Origin of the sequence: Bordetella flabilis (assembly GCF_001676725.1) — a bacterium.
GTDB lineage: Bacteria > Pseudomonadota > Gammaproteobacteria > Burkholderiales > Burkholderiaceae_B > Bordetella_C > Bordetella_C flabilis.
On the sequence record NZ_CP016172.1, the window covers coordinates 263,754 to 281,523 of the forward strand.

General features: G+C 67.3%; 13 protein-coding genes. 4 read left to right on the forward strand and 9 right to left on the reverse strand.

All coding sequences use genetic code 11. The features are described 5' to 3' along the window. Positions 1-3: 3 nt before the first annotated feature. The 3 genes from BAU07_RS01260 to BAU07_RS01270 all read right to left on the reverse strand — a co-directional run bounded on the left by BAU07_RS01260 (position 4) and on the right by BAU07_RS01270 (position 2,011). Positions 4-978 carry a Bug family tripartite tricarboxylate transporter substrate binding protein gene (locus BAU07_RS01260; protein WP_066652967.1) on the reverse strand — a complete coding sequence of 325 codons (975 nt, stop codon included), beginning with the start codon at positions 976-978 and terminating at the stop codon, positions 4-6. A 111-nt stretch (positions 979-1,089) separates the two neighbouring features. Further along, the gene (locus tag BAU07_RS01265; RefSeq protein ID WP_066652970.1) at positions 1,090-1,530 is read right to left on the reverse strand and encodes a MaoC family dehydratase; all 441 of its coding nucleotides are present in this window, start codon (positions 1,528-1,530) and stop codon (positions 1,090-1,092) included. A 10-nt stretch (positions 1,531-1,540) separates the two neighbouring features. Further along, positions 1,541-2,011 (reverse strand): MaoC family dehydratase, encoded by a 471-nt coding sequence (locus BAU07_RS01270; RefSeq protein ID WP_066652978.1) that lies wholly within the window; start codon positions 2,009-2,011, stop codon positions 1,541-1,543. Positions 2,012-2,276: 265 nt separating this feature from the next. On the opposite strand from BAU07_RS01270, the gene BAU07_RS01275 reads away from it, so the two are divergent. Further along, entirely contained in the window at positions 2,277-3,050 is a 774-nt protein-coding gene (locus BAU07_RS01275) for an IclR family transcriptional regulator domain-containing protein (protein ID WP_066652981.1), read from the forward strand. A 21-nt stretch (positions 3,051-3,071) separates the two neighbouring features. Here the strand turns inward: BAU07_RS01275 and BAU07_RS01280 are convergent, their stop codons facing one another. From BAU07_RS01280 to BAU07_RS01295, 4 genes are all read right to left on the reverse strand, one after another. Then, a complete protein-coding gene (locus BAU07_RS01280; protein ID WP_066652988.1) occupies positions 3,072-6,050 on the reverse strand; it encodes an autotransporter outer membrane beta-barrel domain-containing protein in 2,979 nt (992 codons plus the stop codon). Between the two features lie 114 nt (positions 6,051-6,164). Then, complete coding sequence (locus BAU07_RS01285) at positions 6,165-6,932, reverse strand: alpha/beta hydrolase (RefSeq protein ID WP_232338221.1); 768 nt, start codon at positions 6,930-6,932, stop codon at positions 6,165-6,167. A 510-nt stretch (positions 6,933-7,442) separates the two neighbouring features. Then, positions 7,443-9,674, reverse strand: coding sequence for an NADP-dependent isocitrate dehydrogenase (locus BAU07_RS01290; RefSeq protein WP_066652994.1), 2,232 nt, complete (start codon positions 9,672-9,674; stop codon positions 7,443-7,445). A gap of 321 nt (positions 9,675-9,995) precedes the next feature. Continuing rightward, positions 9,996-10,538, reverse strand: coding sequence for an RNA polymerase sigma factor (locus BAU07_RS01295; protein WP_066653001.1), 543 nt, complete (start codon positions 10,536-10,538; stop codon positions 9,996-9,998). Between the two features lie 463 nt (positions 10,539-11,001). Here BAU07_RS01295 and BAU07_RS01300 point away from each other — a divergent pair, with 463 nt between their 5' ends. The 3 genes from BAU07_RS01300 to BAU07_RS01310 all read left to right on the forward strand — a co-directional run bounded on the left by BAU07_RS01300 (position 11,002) and on the right by BAU07_RS01310 (position 14,458). Further along, positions 11,002-11,940, forward strand: coding sequence for an anti-sigma factor (locus tag BAU07_RS01300; RefSeq protein ID WP_066653003.1), 939 nt, complete (start codon positions 11,002-11,004; stop codon positions 11,938-11,940). 133 nt (positions 11,941-12,073) lie between these two features. Then, complete coding sequence (locus BAU07_RS01305; RefSeq protein WP_232338222.1) at positions 12,074-13,105, forward strand: catalase family peroxidase; 1,032 nt, start codon at positions 12,074-12,076, stop codon at positions 13,103-13,105. Positions 13,106-13,255: 150 nt separating this feature from the next. Further along, on the forward strand, positions 13,256-14,458 hold the full coding sequence (locus BAU07_RS01310) for a cytochrome P450 (protein WP_066653009.1): 1,203 nt from the start codon (positions 13,256-13,258) through the stop codon (positions 14,456-14,458). Positions 14,459-14,495: 37 nt separating this feature from the next. On the opposite strand, the gene BAU07_RS01315 is transcribed toward BAU07_RS01310, so the two are convergent. Both BAU07_RS01315 and BAU07_RS01320 read right to left on the reverse strand, forming a co-directional pair. After that, a complete protein-coding gene (locus tag BAU07_RS01315; protein ID WP_066653012.1) occupies positions 14,496-16,565 on the reverse strand; it encodes a TRAP transporter permease in 2,070 nt (689 codons plus the stop codon). A 72-nt stretch (positions 16,566-16,637) separates the two neighbouring features. Then, complete coding sequence (locus tag BAU07_RS01320) at positions 16,638-17,609, reverse strand: TAXI family TRAP transporter solute-binding subunit (RefSeq protein WP_066653014.1); 972 nt, start codon at positions 17,607-17,609, stop codon at positions 16,638-16,640. Positions 17,610-17,770 lie beyond the last annotated feature (161 nt).

Genomic DNA, 17,770 nt, shown 5'->3' on the forward strand with positions numbered 1-17,770 from the left:
CTCCTATTGGATGGTGATGTGGGCGTCGGCGATGACCTTGGCCCATTTGTCCATTTCGGCATTGACGAACTGCGCGAACTGCGGCTGCGTCATGGTGCCCGGCTCGGCGCCCTGCAGCGCGAACTGCTGCTTGATCTCCGGGCTTTGCAGGGCGGCCAGCACGTCGCGCGACAGCCGCGCCGTCAGGTCGGCGGGCATGTTGCCGGGGCCGTAAAGCCCGAACCACGCGGTGGCTTCGAAGCCCTTGACGCCGGCTTCGTCCAGCGTGGGTACGTCCGGCAGCGCCGGCGATCGGGTCAGCGATGTCACGCCCAGCGCGCGCAGCTTGCCCGCCTTGATGTGCTGCAGCACGCCTGGCACGGAATCGAACATCACGCGTATCTGCCCGCCCAACAGGTCGTTCAAGGCCGGCGCCGCGCCCTTGTACGGGATATGGACCATGTCGACGCCTGTCATGGACTTGAAGAGCTCGCCGGACAGGTGGTTGGCCCCGCCCGTGCCGGCCGAGCCGAAATTGACCTTGCCCGGGTTGGCCTTGGCGTAGGCGATCAGTTCGGCCACGGTCTTGGCGGGGAAGGCCGGGTTCACCACCAGCACATTGGGCACCGCGGCCACCAGCGCGATGGGCGTGAAGTCGGTACGGGTGTCGTAGCGCAGGTTCTTGTACAGCGCGGGGTTGATGACGTGGTGGGTGGCGGTGACCATCAGGGTGTAGCCGTCCGGCGCGCTGCGCGCCAGTTGTTCGGAGAAGATCGTGCCGCTCGCGCCGGGCTTGTTCTCCACGACGACGGGCTGGGACCACTTCGCGCTCAGCGCATTGCCCAGCAGCCGCGCCAGGATGTCCGTGGTGCCCCCTGCAGGGAAAGGTACGACCAGCCGCACGGGACGGTCGGGGAAGTCCTGCGCGGACGCGGCTGGGCCGGCCATGCAGGTCAGGCCGAGGCAAAGCGCCACGGCGGTACGCAACCAGGTTTTCATTGCTTGTCTCCTGTCTATTGTGGTCCGGATGTCCGCGCGGCGCGCATGGCGGCGCGCGGCGTCCGGGTTCGTTCCCGCGCGGTCCCGCGGCCGGGACCGCGGGACCGCGTTTCAGGCCAGCGGGAATTCCACCATGGCCTCGCCCACCGCCACGGTTTCGCCGCGCTGGTTCAGCACCTGCACGTCCAGCGTTGCCCAGCGGCTTTTCTCGGTCTTGCGCGTGGCGGTCACCACGGCCTGCGGCCGTATGGTGTCGCCCGGCTTGACCGGCGCTTTCCAGCGGGTTTCCAGGCGGCGCTGTACGCCCCCATTGGGGTGCAGCCAATCGGTCAGCATCTTGGTGATCACGCCAAAATTGTTCATGCCGTGCATGATGATGCCGCCGAAATTCGTCTTGCCGAAGCTGCCCTTCATGTACTCGTCATCCCAATGCAGGGGATTGAAGTCCAGCGAGGCCTCGCAGAATTCGCGTATCGATTCGCGCGTGGGCGAGAACGGCGTGCCGTCGATCTTCACGCCGGGCGCCAGGGTGTCGAAGGTATGCGTCGTCATGGCGGGTTCCTCACATCGGGCGGATCGTCCAGCCGCGGCCGGAGCAGATCACTTCATTGTTCTGGTTGAAGAAGACGTTGTCGTGCACCACGAACAGGCGGTCTTTCTTGATGAACTTGTCCAGCGCGCGCGCATCCAGGCGGATGACGTCGCCGGGGCGCGCCGGCACGTTGTAGCTCCAGGACTGGCCGGCGTTCACCGTGCCGGGGCTGCGCATCCAGTCATCGGTCGGCGTGCAGGCGAACATCAGCAGGATGTGGATGGCGGGCGGCGCGATCAGCCCCTTGTACGGCGACTTGCGGGCGTACTCCTCGTCGAAGTACAGCGGGTGCATGTCGCCCACCACCTTGCAGTACTTCTGGATGGCTTCCAGCGTCAGGGTGTAGGGGATGGTCTTGCGCGGTTCGCCGGGCACGATGTCGTCCCAGATCTTGCGCGAGGCGGCGTCTTTCCAGAAGTCTGTCTCGAAGGTTTGTGTCATGGCCTTTCCAGGGCGGTTGTAGGGGTCTCGCATGCCGGGCCCGGGCTTGCGTGCGGCGATCATCGTGTTAGAATAACCGCTAAGCGGATATTTACATCCGCTCTATGGTCATTGTCGGCGGCAGGCCGGGTCGTGTCAAGCGTCCGGGCCAAGTGCCTGATCGCGCGCTTGCCGGGTGCCCGGGCAGGGGCCGGGTCAGGTCGCCGCCGCGCCGCCGTAGCAACAGCCGTATCGCAGCCGTGCCGTGCACGGCGGGGAGGAATGCGTGGCCACACCGGAAAGCGAGTCCTTCGTCCGCACCTTCGCGCGCGGGTTGAAGATCATCGAAGCCATGGGGCAGGGCCAGGCGCGCCAGACGCTGGGCGACGTGGCCGCGGCCGTCGACCTGCCGCGCACGGCCGTGCGCCGTTTCCTGATGACTTTGATCGAGCTGGCGTTCGTCAGGACGGACGGCAAGCACTACTGGCTGACGCCCAAGGTGCTGCGGCTGGGACTTTCCTACCTCTACACGCTGCCGTACTGGCGCGAATCGCAACTCGCGCTGGAAGAACTGGGCGCGCGCATCGGGCAGTCCTGCGCCGTGTCGGTCCTGGACGAGGAAGACATCGTCTATGTGCAGCGGCTGCATACGCGGCGCATCCTGCCCATGAGTCCATCGCTGGGCAGCCGCCTGCCGGCGCACGCGGTATCCATGGGCCGCGTACTGCTGGCCGGACTCGATGATGACGCGTTGGACGCCTACCTGGACGCGGCCGTGCTGAAGAAGCTGACCGCGACCACGGTGGTGGATCGGGCCAGCCTGAAGGACATCATCCTGGGGGTGCGCGGCCAGGGCTACGCCTGGGTGGACGGGGAACTGGATGATTCGATCGCCGGCCTTGCCGTGCCGGTACGCGACCAGGACGGCGCGATCGCCGCCGCCATCAACGTCAGCCTGCAGGCCGGAACCTACGACCAGGAACGCGCCATGGCGGAATTCCTGCAGCCGCTGCGGCAAACCGCATCGCAGCTGCGGGCAACGATGGTGGGCTATCGCTAGGGCGGGTTCCCCCGCCCCGGCCTAGAACGCGACCTTCAGCGCGGCCATGACACCGTTCTGGTGTACGCCGTCGCCCAGCTGCCCGGTGTACGACAGGCCGGCCTTGACGCGCGTCGTCAGATTCAGGTCGAAGCCGACCTGGATGATGGCCGCGTCGACGGCGACCGGGACACCGGCGACCGTGAACGGCGAACCCGCGGGCAGCGATTGCGTTGCGGTCGGCGTCGTGTCGCCGAAGGCGTGGCGCCAGCCCAGCATGCCGCGCAGCACGCCGCTCTTGCCGCCGGCGTCGAAGCGCGTCGAGGCCCGCAGCCCGACGGTGGAAGTCGTCACCCCGGTATTGTCGCTGCGGCCGGACAGGCCCGCGTCGCCGCCTTCGTCGAAGCCGCGCGTGTGCAGGTTGGTGTAGGCCAGACCCACGAAGGGCTCGAAGGTGGAGGCGCCGCGCTCGATGGTGTAGCCGGTTTCCGCGAACAGTTGCGCGGTGTTGCCCCCATACGAGGCCTTGTCGGTTTCCCCGGCGAAACCGGCGAAACCCACGTTGCGCGTCGTGTCGATGTCGTGCCAGGTGCTGGCCGCGCCCAGTCGCAGGCCCCACGGGCCCATGCGCGTGCCGGTGTAGGCCGCCACCGTGTAGCTGTCGATGCCGGCGCCGCTGGCACGCCCGTCCAGGTCCAGGTCGCTGTGGTCGTAGCCCGCCGCCAGGCCGGCGCGCCAGCCGCGCCCCAGGGGAAAGTCGGCGCCGACGATGAAGCCGCCGACGTTGCGGTCCAGCCTGGCGGCGTTGCCATTGCCGTCGATGCCGCCCCACGAACCATAGGCTTGCGCCCAGACGGCGCCGCGGTCGGCCGCCCCGGGCAGCGTATCCACGCCGGCCGCGGACGCCGTGCGTATCGGTCCCGACGCATCGCCGGCGAAGGCCGAGCGCAGGCGGTCATTGATGGCGTCGCGGGTGTACTGGCTGTTTTCGATCAGTGCGCTTTTCAGGCTGGCGTGGATCTCCCCGGACAGGCTGTCGTACGCTTCGCGCAAGGCCGACTCGTCGTCGCCCATCAGCGCGATGGTGTCGTGCACGACCTGGCCGTTGGGCTGGCTGTCCGCGGCGTTTGCGGCGGCGCGCTGGTTGCGCGTCTGCGCGAAATCGGCGTAGCGCGTGGCGTTGCGGTCGAACTGCAGGTAGACGTGGTTGGCGTCGTAGTACAGGTCCGGCTGCAGGAAGACGAAGCTCGCGGTGCTGGTCGCCGAAGCATAGCTGCCATCGATGCCCTGGCCCGCCGACAGCAGGGTGTAGCGCAGGCCCGGCGCCACCTGCGTCCCGGGCAGCGGCGTCACCACCACGCTGCCGTCCAGCGTCGCCGTGCCCGCCACACTGATCAGGTCGGACTGCCCGCCGCTGGCGATTTCCGCCTGGTAGGTGGAGCCGGGCAGCTGGGTGTAGTTGCCGGTGAAGGTCAGCGTGCCGATGGAATGCCCGGGCGAAACGGTGCCCGCCACGCGCGCGCTGCCCAGGGTCCCGTTGCCGTCCAGTACCGCGCCCGCGCCCACGTCGAGCATGCCGGCCAGGCTGCCCTGCACATCCAGGCTGCCGCCGCTGGCCACCGTGATGCCGTTGGCGTACTGCTGGCTGCCGGTCAGGATCCAGGCGCCGCCGCTGATATTCAGCAGTTCGAAGTTGCTGGCGCCGGCGAAGCTGCCGCTGCCCACCAGTCGCACCGTGTCGGTACCGGCGCCGCCGTCGACCAGCCCATCGAAGCGGCCGCCGCCCTGCACGACGAGCGTATCGTCGCCGCCGCCCATGTCCAGCGCCAGGCCGTTGCCGCCCTGTATCAGGCCGGCATTGGTGACGCTGTCCGCCTGGTTGCCGATAAGCTTGATGCCGAATCCCGCCACGCCGCGTATGGTGCCGTTGTTCACGATCACGGTCGGGGCCGGCGCGTTGCCGGCATTGCTGTCGTCCACGAGGATGCCGTTGGTCTGCCCGCTGATCAGCGAGCCCGCGGTCATGTTGCGGATGGTGCCGCCGCCCACGGCAACGCCTTCGCTGGTGTTGGCGGAGCCGTCTTTCTCGCCCTTGGCGCCTACGCCCTGGATGGTGCCGTAGTTGGTGATGCTGGCATTGCCGTCGATGTCCACGCCGTCGCCGTCGCCGTTGACGGAGGTCGTGTCCACGGCGCCCGTGATGGTCCCGTAATTGACGACGGTGCCGTCGCCGTCCGATCCCACGCCGGACCCGTTGCGGCCGATGATGGTCCCGCCGGCGGCATTGCTGACATTCACGTCGACGTCGCTGGTGATGCCGTGGCGAGCCCCGGAAATCAGCCCGCCGGCGTTATTGTTGACCGTGGCGGCGTGACCCTGCAGGTCGACGCCGTCGTTCGAGGGGTCGTCGTCGGGATCGCCGGATGTATTGGCGGGCGCATAGGAAATGATGCGGCCGTCGTTGTTGACCACGCCGCCTTCGCCCGGACGTACGGCGTCGGCGTCCATGGCCTGGATCAGGCCGCCGGCGCGATTGTTGATCACGACATTGCCGGCGGTGTCGATCTTGTCGAAATCGATGGCTTGTCCGGTTTGCGAAGTGATGGTGCCGGCGTTGTCCACCACGATCCTGCCGACCGGCACGTCGGTGTTGATCCGCACGGCGTCGTCGCTGGTGTCGATGGCCGCGCCGGCCAGGTTGTTCAGGGTGAAGATGAACGGCGATCCACCGCTGCCGCTGGTGTCGATGCCCCGGTTGCCGGACCGCAGCGTGCCGGCGTTCTGCACGCTGAGTCCGGGCGCCGCGGCGCCGGCGTTCAGCGTCAGGGCGGTGCCGGAGGTGTCCAGCGTGCCGCCATTGGCGATCTGTGCGCTGTCGCTGCCCGATAGCGTGTAGCGCTTGGTGTCGGTCTGGCCGCTGCCGACCGTGACGGATGCGGCGCTGGCGGCCATCGGCGTCATGGCGGCGGCCATCGTGGCGACCAGCGCGGCAGGCGCCGCATGATCCAGGAACTTCGGCATAGTGGACGTGCCCTTCTTATTGTGTGGAAGGGCTGTGACACTACGTCACCAATATGACGGGCCCGTGAAACGCCGCCGTGCGCGGGTGCGCGCAGCGTCCCGGGCGGGCGGCGATCAACTGGCTTCGGCGGCCAGGCGCAGCGGCCGTCTTGCGGGGCGCGTCGCGGGCGCCGGGCGAGGTCCGGCCCGCAGGAATTCCAGGACGCGCGCGGTGACCGCGTAGCGTTCGTTGTCGATGCACACCATGTGGTAGCTGTCGCGCAGCAGCTCCAGCGTGCTGCGCGGAATATGCCGGTGCAGGAAGGTCGCCGACCGCACGGACGTGAGCTCGTCCTCGTGCGCGTGGACGATCAGCGTCTCGCACGGAATGCGGTCCAGCCCCTGCCTGACCTGGGCACGCAGTACGTCGACTTCACGGACGCTGCACAGCGGCACCCAGGGGTAGTGGAAGGCGTCGCCTCGCTTGAACTTGGCCCGCACCACGGCGCGCACCCGGCTGCTCTTGATGCCGTAGGGTTCTTCTTCCATGACCCGGATGCGGCTGGCCAGCGCCGGGACGGCGTAGAGCGGTTTGCGGATCCACCGGTACCAGGGCATGCGCCAGCCGTCGATGAAGACGGGCGCGGCCAGGCAGACCAGCTTGCCGCGTGCATGTTGTTCCAGCTTGCAGACCTCGGCGGCCAGCAGCGCGCCCATGCACATGCCGACGACGTGCAGGGTGCCGTGGTCTTGCAGCAGCCGGCGGTAGGTGCTTTGCACACTGCCGAGCCAGTCCGCCGCGCCGATGCCGATCAGGTCATGCGGCCGGGTGCCGTGTCCGGGCAGCGTAATGGCGTGCACGGCGTAGCCCGCGCGTTCGAGCACGGCGGACATGTTGCCCATGTCGTGCCGCGTGCCGCCAAGTCCGTGAATGAGAAAAATGCCTTGCCGCATGCCGCTGATATGTGTCGCGCCTTGGGTCCCGCAAAGCCATGCTTTGGCCGCCGGGGAGGGCGATGCGATGCGTGGCGCTCGCCCTTGCCTGCGGGGCGGCTCCAGATGGTAGGACCTGGGGATGGTAAGGACAGCTTGCGGCCCTGCATATCAGAAGAATCTCACGGCCATCGCGATCGGAGCGCGGCGGCATCCCCGCCTTGCGGCCGGATGACTGAATGCGCGGACGGGTGGAAGGGCGGCAAGTTCAGGCCGATGCACGAACCGGCAGGGGCGCCGACGGTCGGATGTGCAAACGGGGGCATGTGCAGACGGGCGCATGTGCAGACGGGCGGATGCCCGAGCGCCCACATGGAACGACGCCCCAGGGTCTGGACGGATGTCCGACCCTGGGGCGTCGAGGGTATTGCTTCAGGCGGCAGCGACCGGCGGTCTGCCGCCGGCCGCCGTGGGCCCGCGTCAGGCGCTCAGCGACTTCAACGCGTCATTCAGCGTGGCGCTGGGACGCATGGCCTTGCTGGCCTTGTCCGGATTCGGACGGTAGTAGCCGCCGATGTCCACCGGCTTGCCTTGCACGGCGCCCAGTTCCTGCACGATCTTCGCTTCGTTGTCGGCCAGGGCCTTGGCGATGCCGGCGAACTTGGCCTGCAGGTCCTTGTCGTCGGTCTGCGCGGCCAGGGCCTGTGCCCAGTACAGCGCCAGGTAGAAGTGGCTGCCCCGGTTGTCCAGGCCGCCGACCTTGCGGGCGGGCGACTTGTCCGTGTCCAGGAACTTGCCGGTGGCTTCGTCCAGCGTCTTGGCCAGCACCTTGGCCTTGGCGTTCTTGTACACGTCGGCCAGGTGTTCCAGCGAGGCGGCCAGGGCCATGAATTCGCCCAGCGAATCCCAGCGCAGGAAGCCTTCCTCGACGAACTGCTGCACATGCTTGGGCGCCGAGCCGCCCGCGCCGGTCTCGAACAGGCCGCCGCCGGCCATCAGCGGAACGATGGACAGCATCTTGGCGCTGGTGCCCAGTTCCATGATGGGGAAGAGGTCGGTCAGGTAGTCGCGCAGCACGTTGCCGGTCACCGAGATGGTGTCCTTGCCCTCGCGGATGCGTTCCAGCGAAAAGCGCGTGGCTTCCACCGGCGTCATGATGCGCAGGTCCAGGCCCTTGGTGTCGTGGTCCTTCAGGTAGCGTTCGACCTTGGCGATGATCTGCGCGTCGTGGGCGCGGTTCTTGTCCAGCCAGAACACGGCCGGCGTGCCGGTGGCGCGGGCGCGATTGACGGCCAGCTTGACCCAGTCCTGCACCGGGGCATCCTTGGTCTGGCACATGCGCCAGATGTCGCCCGCCTCCACGGTTTGCTCCAGCAGCACCTTGCCGGCTTCGTCGGTGACACGCACCACGCCGTCGGCCGGCACCTGGAAGGTCTTGTCGTGCGAACCGTACTCCTCGGCGGCCTGCGCCATCAGGCCCACGTTGGGCACGCTGCCCATGGTCACCGGATCGAAGGGACCGTTCTTCTTGCAGTCGTCGATCACCACCTGGTAGACGTCGGCGTAGCTGCGGTCCGGGATGACGGCCTTGGTGTCGTACAACTGGCCGTCCGGGCCCCACATCTTGCCGCCTTCGCGAATCATGGCAGGCATGGACGCGTCCACGATGACATCGCTGGGCACGTGCAGGTTGGTAATGCCCTTGTCCGAATTGACCATGGCCAGTTGCGGGCGCTGCGCGTATTCGGCCTGGATGTCGGCCTCGATGGCGGCGCGCTGGTCGGCGGGCAGGGCGTTCAGCTTGGCGTACAGGTCGCCGATGCCGTTGTTGGGATCGAAGCCGGCCTGCTTCAGGGCGTCCGCATGCTTGGACAGGACGTCCTTGTAGAACACGGAGACCACGTGGCCGAAGATGATGGGGTCGGAGACCTTCATCATGGTGGCCTTCAGGTGTACGGAGAACAGTACGCCCTGCTTCTTGGCGTCCTCGATCTGGGCTTCCAGGAAGCTGCGCAGCTTTTTCTTGCTGAGCACGGCGGCGTCGATGATCTCGCCGGCCTTGACGTTGGTCTTTTCCTTGAGGACCGTGCGCGTGCCGTCGGCCGCCGTCAGTTCGATCTTCACGGTGCCGGCATCGGCGATCAGGGCGGATTTTTCGCTGCCGTAGAAATCGCCGCCGTCCATATGCGCGACATGCGACTTGGAGCCGGCGCTCCAGGCGCCCATTTTGTGCGGATGCTTGCGGGCGTAGTTCTTCACCGACAGCGGCGCGCGGCGGTCGGAGTTGCCTTCGCGCAGGACCGGATTGACGGCGCTGCCCTTGATCTTGTCATAGCGCGCCTTGACGTCCTTGTCCTTGTCGTTGGCGACCTCGTCCGGATAGTCCGGCAGCTTGTAGCCCTGTTGCTGCAGTTCCTTGATGGCGGCCTTCAACTGCGGAATGGACGCGCTGATGTTCGGCAGCTTGATGATATTGGCTTGCGGCGTGGTCGCCAGCTTGCCCAGCTCCGCCAGGTCGTCGGAGATCTTCTGCGCATCCGTCAGATACTCGGGGAAGACCGCGATGATGCGGCCGGCGAGCGAGATATCGCGGGTTTCGACCGTGACGCCCGACGAACGGGCAAACGCCTGGACGATGGGCAGCAGCGAATACGTGGCCAGGGCCGGCGCTTCGTCGGTCAGCGTATAGATGATCTTCGACGTGGTAGACATTTGCTCGTGAACCTCACTCTAACTATCGGGGGATGGCGGAAATTCTTGTCTTGCGGCCGGCGCGCCGATCCTTGTGGGGCGGGCGCCGCATCGCGTTCTCGAAGACGGTCGAGCACGATACGTGCGCGCGCAGCGCCGTGTTCGGGTCGGGCGGGAGGGGTTACAGAGTTTAGCACCGGCGTTCGGCGCGGCGGCAGCCGCCCGTACGGGCGGGTCGCCGACGGCGCAGTGAAAGCATTGTGGAGGAAATGCGCGAGGTGCCCCGCCCTGGTGCGCGGATCGACCCTTCTCGAGTGGCGAAAGGCCCGTTCGCGGGCCCTTTCAGGAACCGTAGCCGAGGGCTTTGCGCGCGGTATCCGGCGTCGGATGTCCCTCGAACAGCGCCCCCAGGGCTTGCCGCGCACGCGACAGCCGGCTCATCACGGTGCCGATGGGAACGGCCAGGACGTCGGCCGCTTCCTTGTAGCTCAGGCCTTCGATGGCCACCAGCAGGATCACCGCGCGCTGGGCTTCGGGCAGGCGCTCGATGGCGCGCAGCACCTGGCGGTGCAGGACTTCGGTCTCCGGATTGGCGCCGGATGGATCGGGCACCGTCTCCAGCAACTGGTCGTCCCATTCGACTCCGTTGCGGCTGCGGACCTTGCGCGCCCGCAGCTCGTTGATCCAGATGGAATGCATGATGGAAAACACCCAGCTCAGGGGCGAGGTGTCCTGCTGCAACTGATGCGCGCGTTCCAGCGCGCGCACGCAGGCGCGCTGCACCAGGTCCTCCGCGTCGTGCCGGTTGCCGGAAATGCGCAGCGCGAATGCCCATAGGCGCGGCAGCATGTCGACAAGCAGGCTGGGCAGATCTACGCCGGTCATCGACGTTGCTTCCTCGCTTCCAAAATAGGCGCCACGAATGCCGGCGGCCGGTTCGCGGCGCGTGCATGCGATCGATGCCGGGCCGGGTGCAGGTGGCGCGCAAGGCCTGCATGGGGCGGTTCAGGGACCGCGGGGCGGGCGCATGAAATCGACGGCAAGTTTACCCTCGAATAAAACGGAATTTCCGGTACGGCTCAGGTGTTTCACGTGGTAATGATTGAGGGAAGCGGACCCATGGCATGCTTGCAATATCGCGCGCGCCGCACGGGCTCATGGCGCTCGCGATGTTCAGCTCGCGGTCAGTCGGTATGCCTGCAAGGCGGGCGGCGACTATGATTGCGGCGGGTTCAAAGACGTGACGATGACGAGGACGCGCGGGAAGGCGTGATGATGATGACGCACGGGGTAGGAAGGGCGGCTTGCTGGAACATCGACAGAATGAGACGTTGGAGACCGCGGTTCAATGGAAGCCGATAATGCACTATTGATGGCTTACATCGACGGCGAGCTGGAAGCATCGGAACGCCAGGAAGTCGAGAAGCGCATCCTGGAATCGCCGGAAGTCGCGCGGCGCGTGGCGCAATTGCAGGCGTCACGGCAGGTCAGCCGCGACGCCTTCGCACGGCAGCAACTGCCGCCCGTGCCCGACAGCCTGGCGCGCAGTGTCGCGGCGCTGGCGCAGGCGCACCGCGAACGGGCGGCCAACGAGGACCCTGGCCGCGCGGCGCCGGACCGGCCGGACGCCGCGCGCAGCGCCGCGGGCGCCGATGCCGCCGTGGCCAGTCCAGCCGTACGGCGCCCCGCGCGCGCCGACCGCTGGCGGCCGGCCTGGGGTTGGCTGCTGGGCGCCTTCGTCGCCGGCGCCGCGTGCGCCGGCGTGGTGATGCAGCTGGGCCCGGCGCTCGGGCTGCTGCCGGGCGGCGGCCCCGCGCCGCGCGCGGCCGTCGCCATGGGCGACGCGCCCTGGGTGCGCCAGGCCGCGGATTATGTCGCGCTCTATACCCGCGCCACCCTGGCCGATACGGAAGCATCGCTGCCGGCGACCGCCAAGACCGTCGCCGATATCGCGAGCGAGGACGGCTTGTCCTTGCGCATTCCGGACTTGAGCCAGGCGGGGCTGACCTTCAAGGAGGTGCAGCGGCTGCGTTTCAATGGCAAGCCGCTGGTGCAGATCATGTATCTGCCCGCGCAGGGCGATCCCGTGGCGCTCTGCGTCCTGCCTGAACCCAAGCCGGACCAGGGGGTGTCGGAGCAGCGCGTGGACCGGATGAACGTGGTGACGTGGCGGCAGTCCGAGCTGGGGTATGCTCTGATCGGGGCGCCCGAGGGGATGGACCTGCGCGCCGTGGCCGCGAGCATCGCCGAGCGGCGCGTGCAGGCCCTGCCCCTGGAGCGCAGCTGAGGGGCCGCAGGGGCTCCGCGCATTGCAGGAATGTTGGGGCAAGGCTGGCGGTTCGCACCGGAGCGTTGTTGTCGGGGTTCCGCTGGACGGTATGCTCAGGAAAAGACGAATTCGCCGCGCATTGCCCGGGGCAATGGCCGCCTTGCTGTTGTGCGCCACCGGGTATTGGTATGTGTCCGGCGCCCGATGGCCGCGTCCGGCGGCGGAGCCGACGGCGGCCGAGGTGGTGGACGCATTCGAGGCCGCCGATGGTCCGCATCCGGGCTTTCGCCGCAATCATGCCAAGGGCATCTGCGTCACCGGCAGCTTCGAAAGCGGCGGCGGCGCGATGCCGGTGTCGACCGCCAATGTGTTTCGCGCCGGCTCCATGCCCGTCATTGGCCGCTTTTCCATACCGGGTGGCGATCCCGCCATGGCCGATGGCGCGACCAATTTGCGCAGCCTCGCGCTGTGGATCATGCCGCCGCACGGCCCGCCCTGGGGCATGGCCATGAATTCCGTACCCGTGTTTCCGTTCCGCACGGCGCAGGACCAGCTCGACTTCCTGCGCGCCATGCGGGCCGACCGGCGCGCGGGACGCTCCGGCACCATGCAGCGTTACGTCATCAGCCATCCGGGCGCCCGGGCCTTCCTGGACTGGATACACACGCATCGGGCGCCTTCCGACTATGGCGATGCGACTTACTACAGCGTGAGCGCCTTCCGCTTTATCGGCGGCCAGGGCCAGGCGCGCGACGGCCGTTGGCGCCTGGTACCCGAGACGCCTTTCCGTCCCCTGCCCGAGGCGACCGCCAGCGATCCGGATTTCCTCTCCTTCGATCTGGTCCGGCGCCTGTCGCAGGGTCCCTTGCGCTGGCGCCTGGTCATCTCCATGGCCATGCCGGGCGATGCCGTCGACGACGCGACGCAGCTGTGGCCGCAACGCCCCGGGCGCGTCGAAGTCGACGCAGGAACCTTGATTATCGAGAGGGCGGAGTCGCAAATCGACGGCCCCTGCCGCGATATCGATTTCAACCCGCTGGCCCTGCCCGACGGCATCGCGCCATCGGACGACCCCTTGCTGCGGGCACGCCAGGCGGCCTACGCCGAATCGTCCAGGCGACGCCTGCGCGAAGCGCACGGCGACGGCAAGGCGGGGGCACAGGGCGGCGGCGCAGAGGAATAGGCGCGCGGTCCCGCCGGTGGGGCGGGCCGGCCCGGCATGTGCATGGAATAAAAACGGGCCCCGCGCTGTTGTGCGGACAACAGGCGGATCGCGGAGGGCCCTATGCGGCGTTCTCGTCCCGCCGCCTCGCCCATCGCTCCCGGAGCCGCCATGAAGCTGCAAGACCTGTCCACGCCCGATTTCTATCGCGACCCCTATCCGTTCTACGAAAAGATCCGCGCCAGCGGCAAGATATTCAAGGTCGCCCCGAACATCCTGCTGAGCGGGCATTTCGACATGATCGACGCCATGCTGCTCGATCGTCGCATGGGCAAGGGCTATATGGAAAGCATCCGGGCCCGCTATGGCGAAGACGGTCCGAACCAGCCGGCTTTCCAGGGCCTGGCCCGGATGTTCCTGATGATGAACCCGCCCGCGCATACCCGCCTGCGCACGCTGCTGACCAAGGCCTTCGACGCACGCCACGTCGAAGCGCTGCGCCTGGTCTGCCAGGAAGTGGCTGACGAATTGGTGGATGCCTTTCCGCGCCGGGAGGCCTTCGACCTGGTGTCGGCATACTGCGCGCCCCTGCCCGTGCGCATCATCTGCCGCCTGCTCGATGTTCCGGTCGCCGATGCCGACATGCTGGCCGCGGATGTCAACCAACTGGTGCTGTCCCTGGAAGCCGCGCCCTTGCCGCCGGAAGGCGTGGAAAAGGTCAACGCCGCCATGCTGGCGGTGGAAGCCTATTTCCGCCGCCTGGTGCGCGCGCGCCGCGAGCAGCCCGGCGATGATCTTATATCCGTACTGCTGTCGGTGGAGGCCGACGGCGAGGGCATGACGGAAGAAGAAATCGTCTCCAACGTCATCCTGCTGTTCATCGCCGGTCATGAGACCACGGCCAACATGATGGGCAACGCCCTGATCGCCTTGCACCGCCATCCCGAGCAATTGCGGCAACTCAAGCAGCGGCCCGAATGGCTGCCCAGGGCCATCAATGAATGCCTGCGCTACGACAGTTCCGTGCAGTTCACCACCCGGATGGCGCTGGAGGACACGGAGGCCGGCGGCGTCCCCTTGCCCAAGGGCTCGATCGTATTCATGTGCGTGGGCGCCGCCAACCGCGACCCGGAGCGTTACGCCGACCCCGACAAGCTCGTGATCGACCGCCCCGAGACCGGCAACCGGCTTATCTCCTTCGGCGGCGGCATTCACTATTGCATGGGCGCGCGCCTGGCCGCGATGGAGTTGCAGGTGGGACTGTCCACCTTGCTGGCGCGCATCCCCGACATGCGGCTGGTCAACCTGGACGCGCTGCAGTGGCGGGCGCGCAATACCGTGCGCGGCGTGGAAACGCTGATCGCCGCGCGCTGAGCGTGCGGCGATTGGCGGCGCGCGCCGTGCCGCGGTACTAGCCTGGCGCCGTCCCGTTGGGGTCCTGCCGCGCGTGCAGGGCCGCGCGCCGGGCGCGGCGCTGGCCGCGCCATTGCAGCGCCAGTGCGACCAGTATCAGCGCATAGCCGATGCCGTTCGATAGCGGTCCGGGATACACCAGGGTGACGCCGGCGACGATCAGCAGCGCGCGCTGCAGCATCGAGGCGCGCACCATCAGCCAGCCCTGGAAGCCCACCGCCAGGGCGAATATCCCCGCGGCGGCGGTGAGCGTGACCTCCGCGATATCCCAGATGTTGGCCCCCGCCAGCGCCTTGGCCGAGCCCATCAGCAGCAGGCCCTGGCCGCTGGGCGCGAGCACGAAGATGAAGGGCACCAGGAAGGCCGGAATGGTGTACTTCCAGCATTGCATGGTGGTCTTGTACGGATCGCCCCCCGTGATGGCCGATGCGGCGAAGGGCGAAAGCGCGGTGGGCGGCGACACTTCGGACAGCACCGCGTAGTAGAAGACGAACATATGGGCCGCGAAATCCGGCACGCCCAGCTTGATCAAGGCCGGTGCGGCGATGACCGCACAGATGATGTACGAGGCGGTGACCGGCACGGCCAGGCCGATGACCCAGACCACCAGGGCGGTGTAGACGGCGGTCAGCAGCAGCGAGCCGGCCGCATAGTCGATGACGATGCCGCTGAACTTCAGCCCCAGCCCGGTCAGCGTCACCACCCCGACGATGATGCCGGCCCCCGCGCACGTCGCGCCCACGCCCAGCATCCCCACCGCGCCGCTGCGCAGCGCCTCGATCAGCGGCGAGCGCAGCAGGTGTTGCGCGACCGAGCCGCGGCCGCGGAACAGGTCGTAGGAGATCATCGCGGTATCGGCGCGCAGGAAGCTGGTCAGGAATGACACGACGATGGCCCAGAAGACCGACAGCACCGGCGAGAAGCCCAGCATCATGAAGACGACGATGGACACCAGCGACAGGAAGTGGAACCAATAGCGGCGCGTCAGGTTCCAGACGCTGTCCACCTTGGCGAACACGGTGCTGCTCATGCCGTATTTGCGGACGTCTATCTCGACCATCAGGAACAGCGCCAGGTAGAACAGGATGGTCGGTATCACCGCCATCATCAGCACGTCCAGGTACGAGATTTTCAGGAACTCGGCAATGATGAACGCCGCCGCACCCATGACCGGCGGCGAAATGATCGCGCCCAGGCCGCCGGCCGCGAGCAGGCCGCCGGCGGCGTTGCGCGCATAGCCGACCTTGGCCAGCATGGGCCACGCCACGGTGCCCAGCGTGACCGTGGTGGCCACGCCGGATCCCGACGGGCCGCCCAGCAGGAAAGACGCCAGGACCACGGTGCGGCCGGCGCCGGCGGGCTTGCCGCCCATCGCGGAGAAAGAGAAATCGATGTAGAACCGGCCGGCCCCCGACAACTGCAGGAAAGCGCCGAAGATGGTGAACAGGATGATCAGCGAAGACGAAACGTCCACCGCCACGCCGAAGATGCCTTCCAGCGTCATGTACATGAAGCCGACCAGCCGGGCGATGCTGTAGCCGCGGTGCGTCCAGGGGTGGGGCAGGTAGGGGCCCAGGAAGGCGTAGAGCAGGAAGCAGATGCAGATGACGGGCAGTATCCAGCCGATGGTCCGTCGCATGGCTTCCATGACGAGCAGGATCAGCGCGGCCCCGAAGAAGATGTCCCAGGGGTCGGGGCTCGTGTTGCGGTCGGTGAAGTCGTCGCCGCCCATGATGAGGTAGACGACGATGGCGATGGCCAGCATCCCCAACGCCCAGTCCCATGGCATGACCCGGTGGCGAAAGCGCCGGCTGACCGGGAACACCAGGAAGGACAGGAACAGGACGAAGGCCACGTGGACGGGCCGCAGCACTTGGGTCGGCACGATGGCATAGGCCGCATACAGGTGGAACAGCGACATCGCGACCGCGACGGTGGCCACGAATGCGCCCAGCCAGCCGCCGAGCCGGTTGCTGGCGCCTTCCTCCTGTTCGATGTATTCCTCGGCCTTGCGCAGCGCCTCGTCATCGACGGCGGCGGGCGTATCGGCTCGTACGGCTTCGGTCATGCGGCGACTCCCTCAAGCGGTAGGCAAGGCCGGCCGGCGATGCGCCGCGACGGGCGCATCGCGGCGCGCGACTCAATCCAGGTTGACGCCCCGTTCCTTGTAGTACTTGACGGCGCCGGGATGGAAGGGAATCGGCGTGGCGGCGGTCTTCTGGTTCTCCAGCTTGAAGTCGGCCGTATCCTTGTGCACGGCAATGAGTTCGTCGCGACTGGTGAATATCGTCTTGACGATGTCGTAGGCCGTCTGGTCGCTCATCTTTTCGTTGGCGACCAGGATGTTCATGACAGTGGCCTGGCGGTTGTCCTTGTCCATGCCGCGGTAGACGGTTTTGGCGATGGTGTCCTGGACATACAGGTTGCCGTATTTCTTGTTCATCGCAGGCACGAGGTCGGCATTGTCGATCATCTTGATGGTGGTGCCCGGCGTGTTGGCCAGGTCCGTGACCGCCGCGGTGGGCAGGCCGCCGACCCAGAAGAAGGCGTCGATCTTGTTGTCCTTGATGGCGTTGACGGATTCGGCGACGCTGAGCCGCTCCCGCTTGACGTCTTTGTCCTTGTCTATGCCGGCCGCTTCGAGCATGCGGAAGGCCATGACTTCGGTGGCGCTGCCGGGCGCGCCGGTGGAGATGCGCTTGCCCTTGAGATCCGCCATGGTGTTGATGCCTTTGCCCTCGACGGAGACGACATGCATGCGGTTGGGGTAGAGGATCATGAGGGTGCGCAGGGGTACTTTGCGGCCCTTGAATTTGTCCTCGCCGCGATAGGCGTCCTGGGCGGCGTCGGACATGGTGAGACCGATGTACGAGGCGTCGCCATCGATCAGCTTGAGGTTGTCGACGGAGCCGCCGGTGACTTCGGCGGTGGCTTCCATGCCGGGGACTTTCTTGGAGAGCACGGCGGCGATGCCGCCCCCGATGGGGTAGTAGACCCCGCCGGTGCCGCCGGTGGCGATGGAGATGTTTTCCGCGACGGCGGTCCTGACTCCGATAAGGCCGAACAGGGCCAGGCATAGCAGTAAAGCCAACCGCAGGATTGGGGTCTTCATCGTTTGTCTCCAGAGTGGTTCGACGTCGCCACCGCACGGTTGCGCGGTGGCGCGTTTGCCTTGTTATGGACGATCCGATGCGAGCTGGAACGAGCCTGCCTGTGGTGTACCCGCCATGACATGCGGCGTCAATCGGGTGTTGTGCGGGGCTGAGGGCGCGC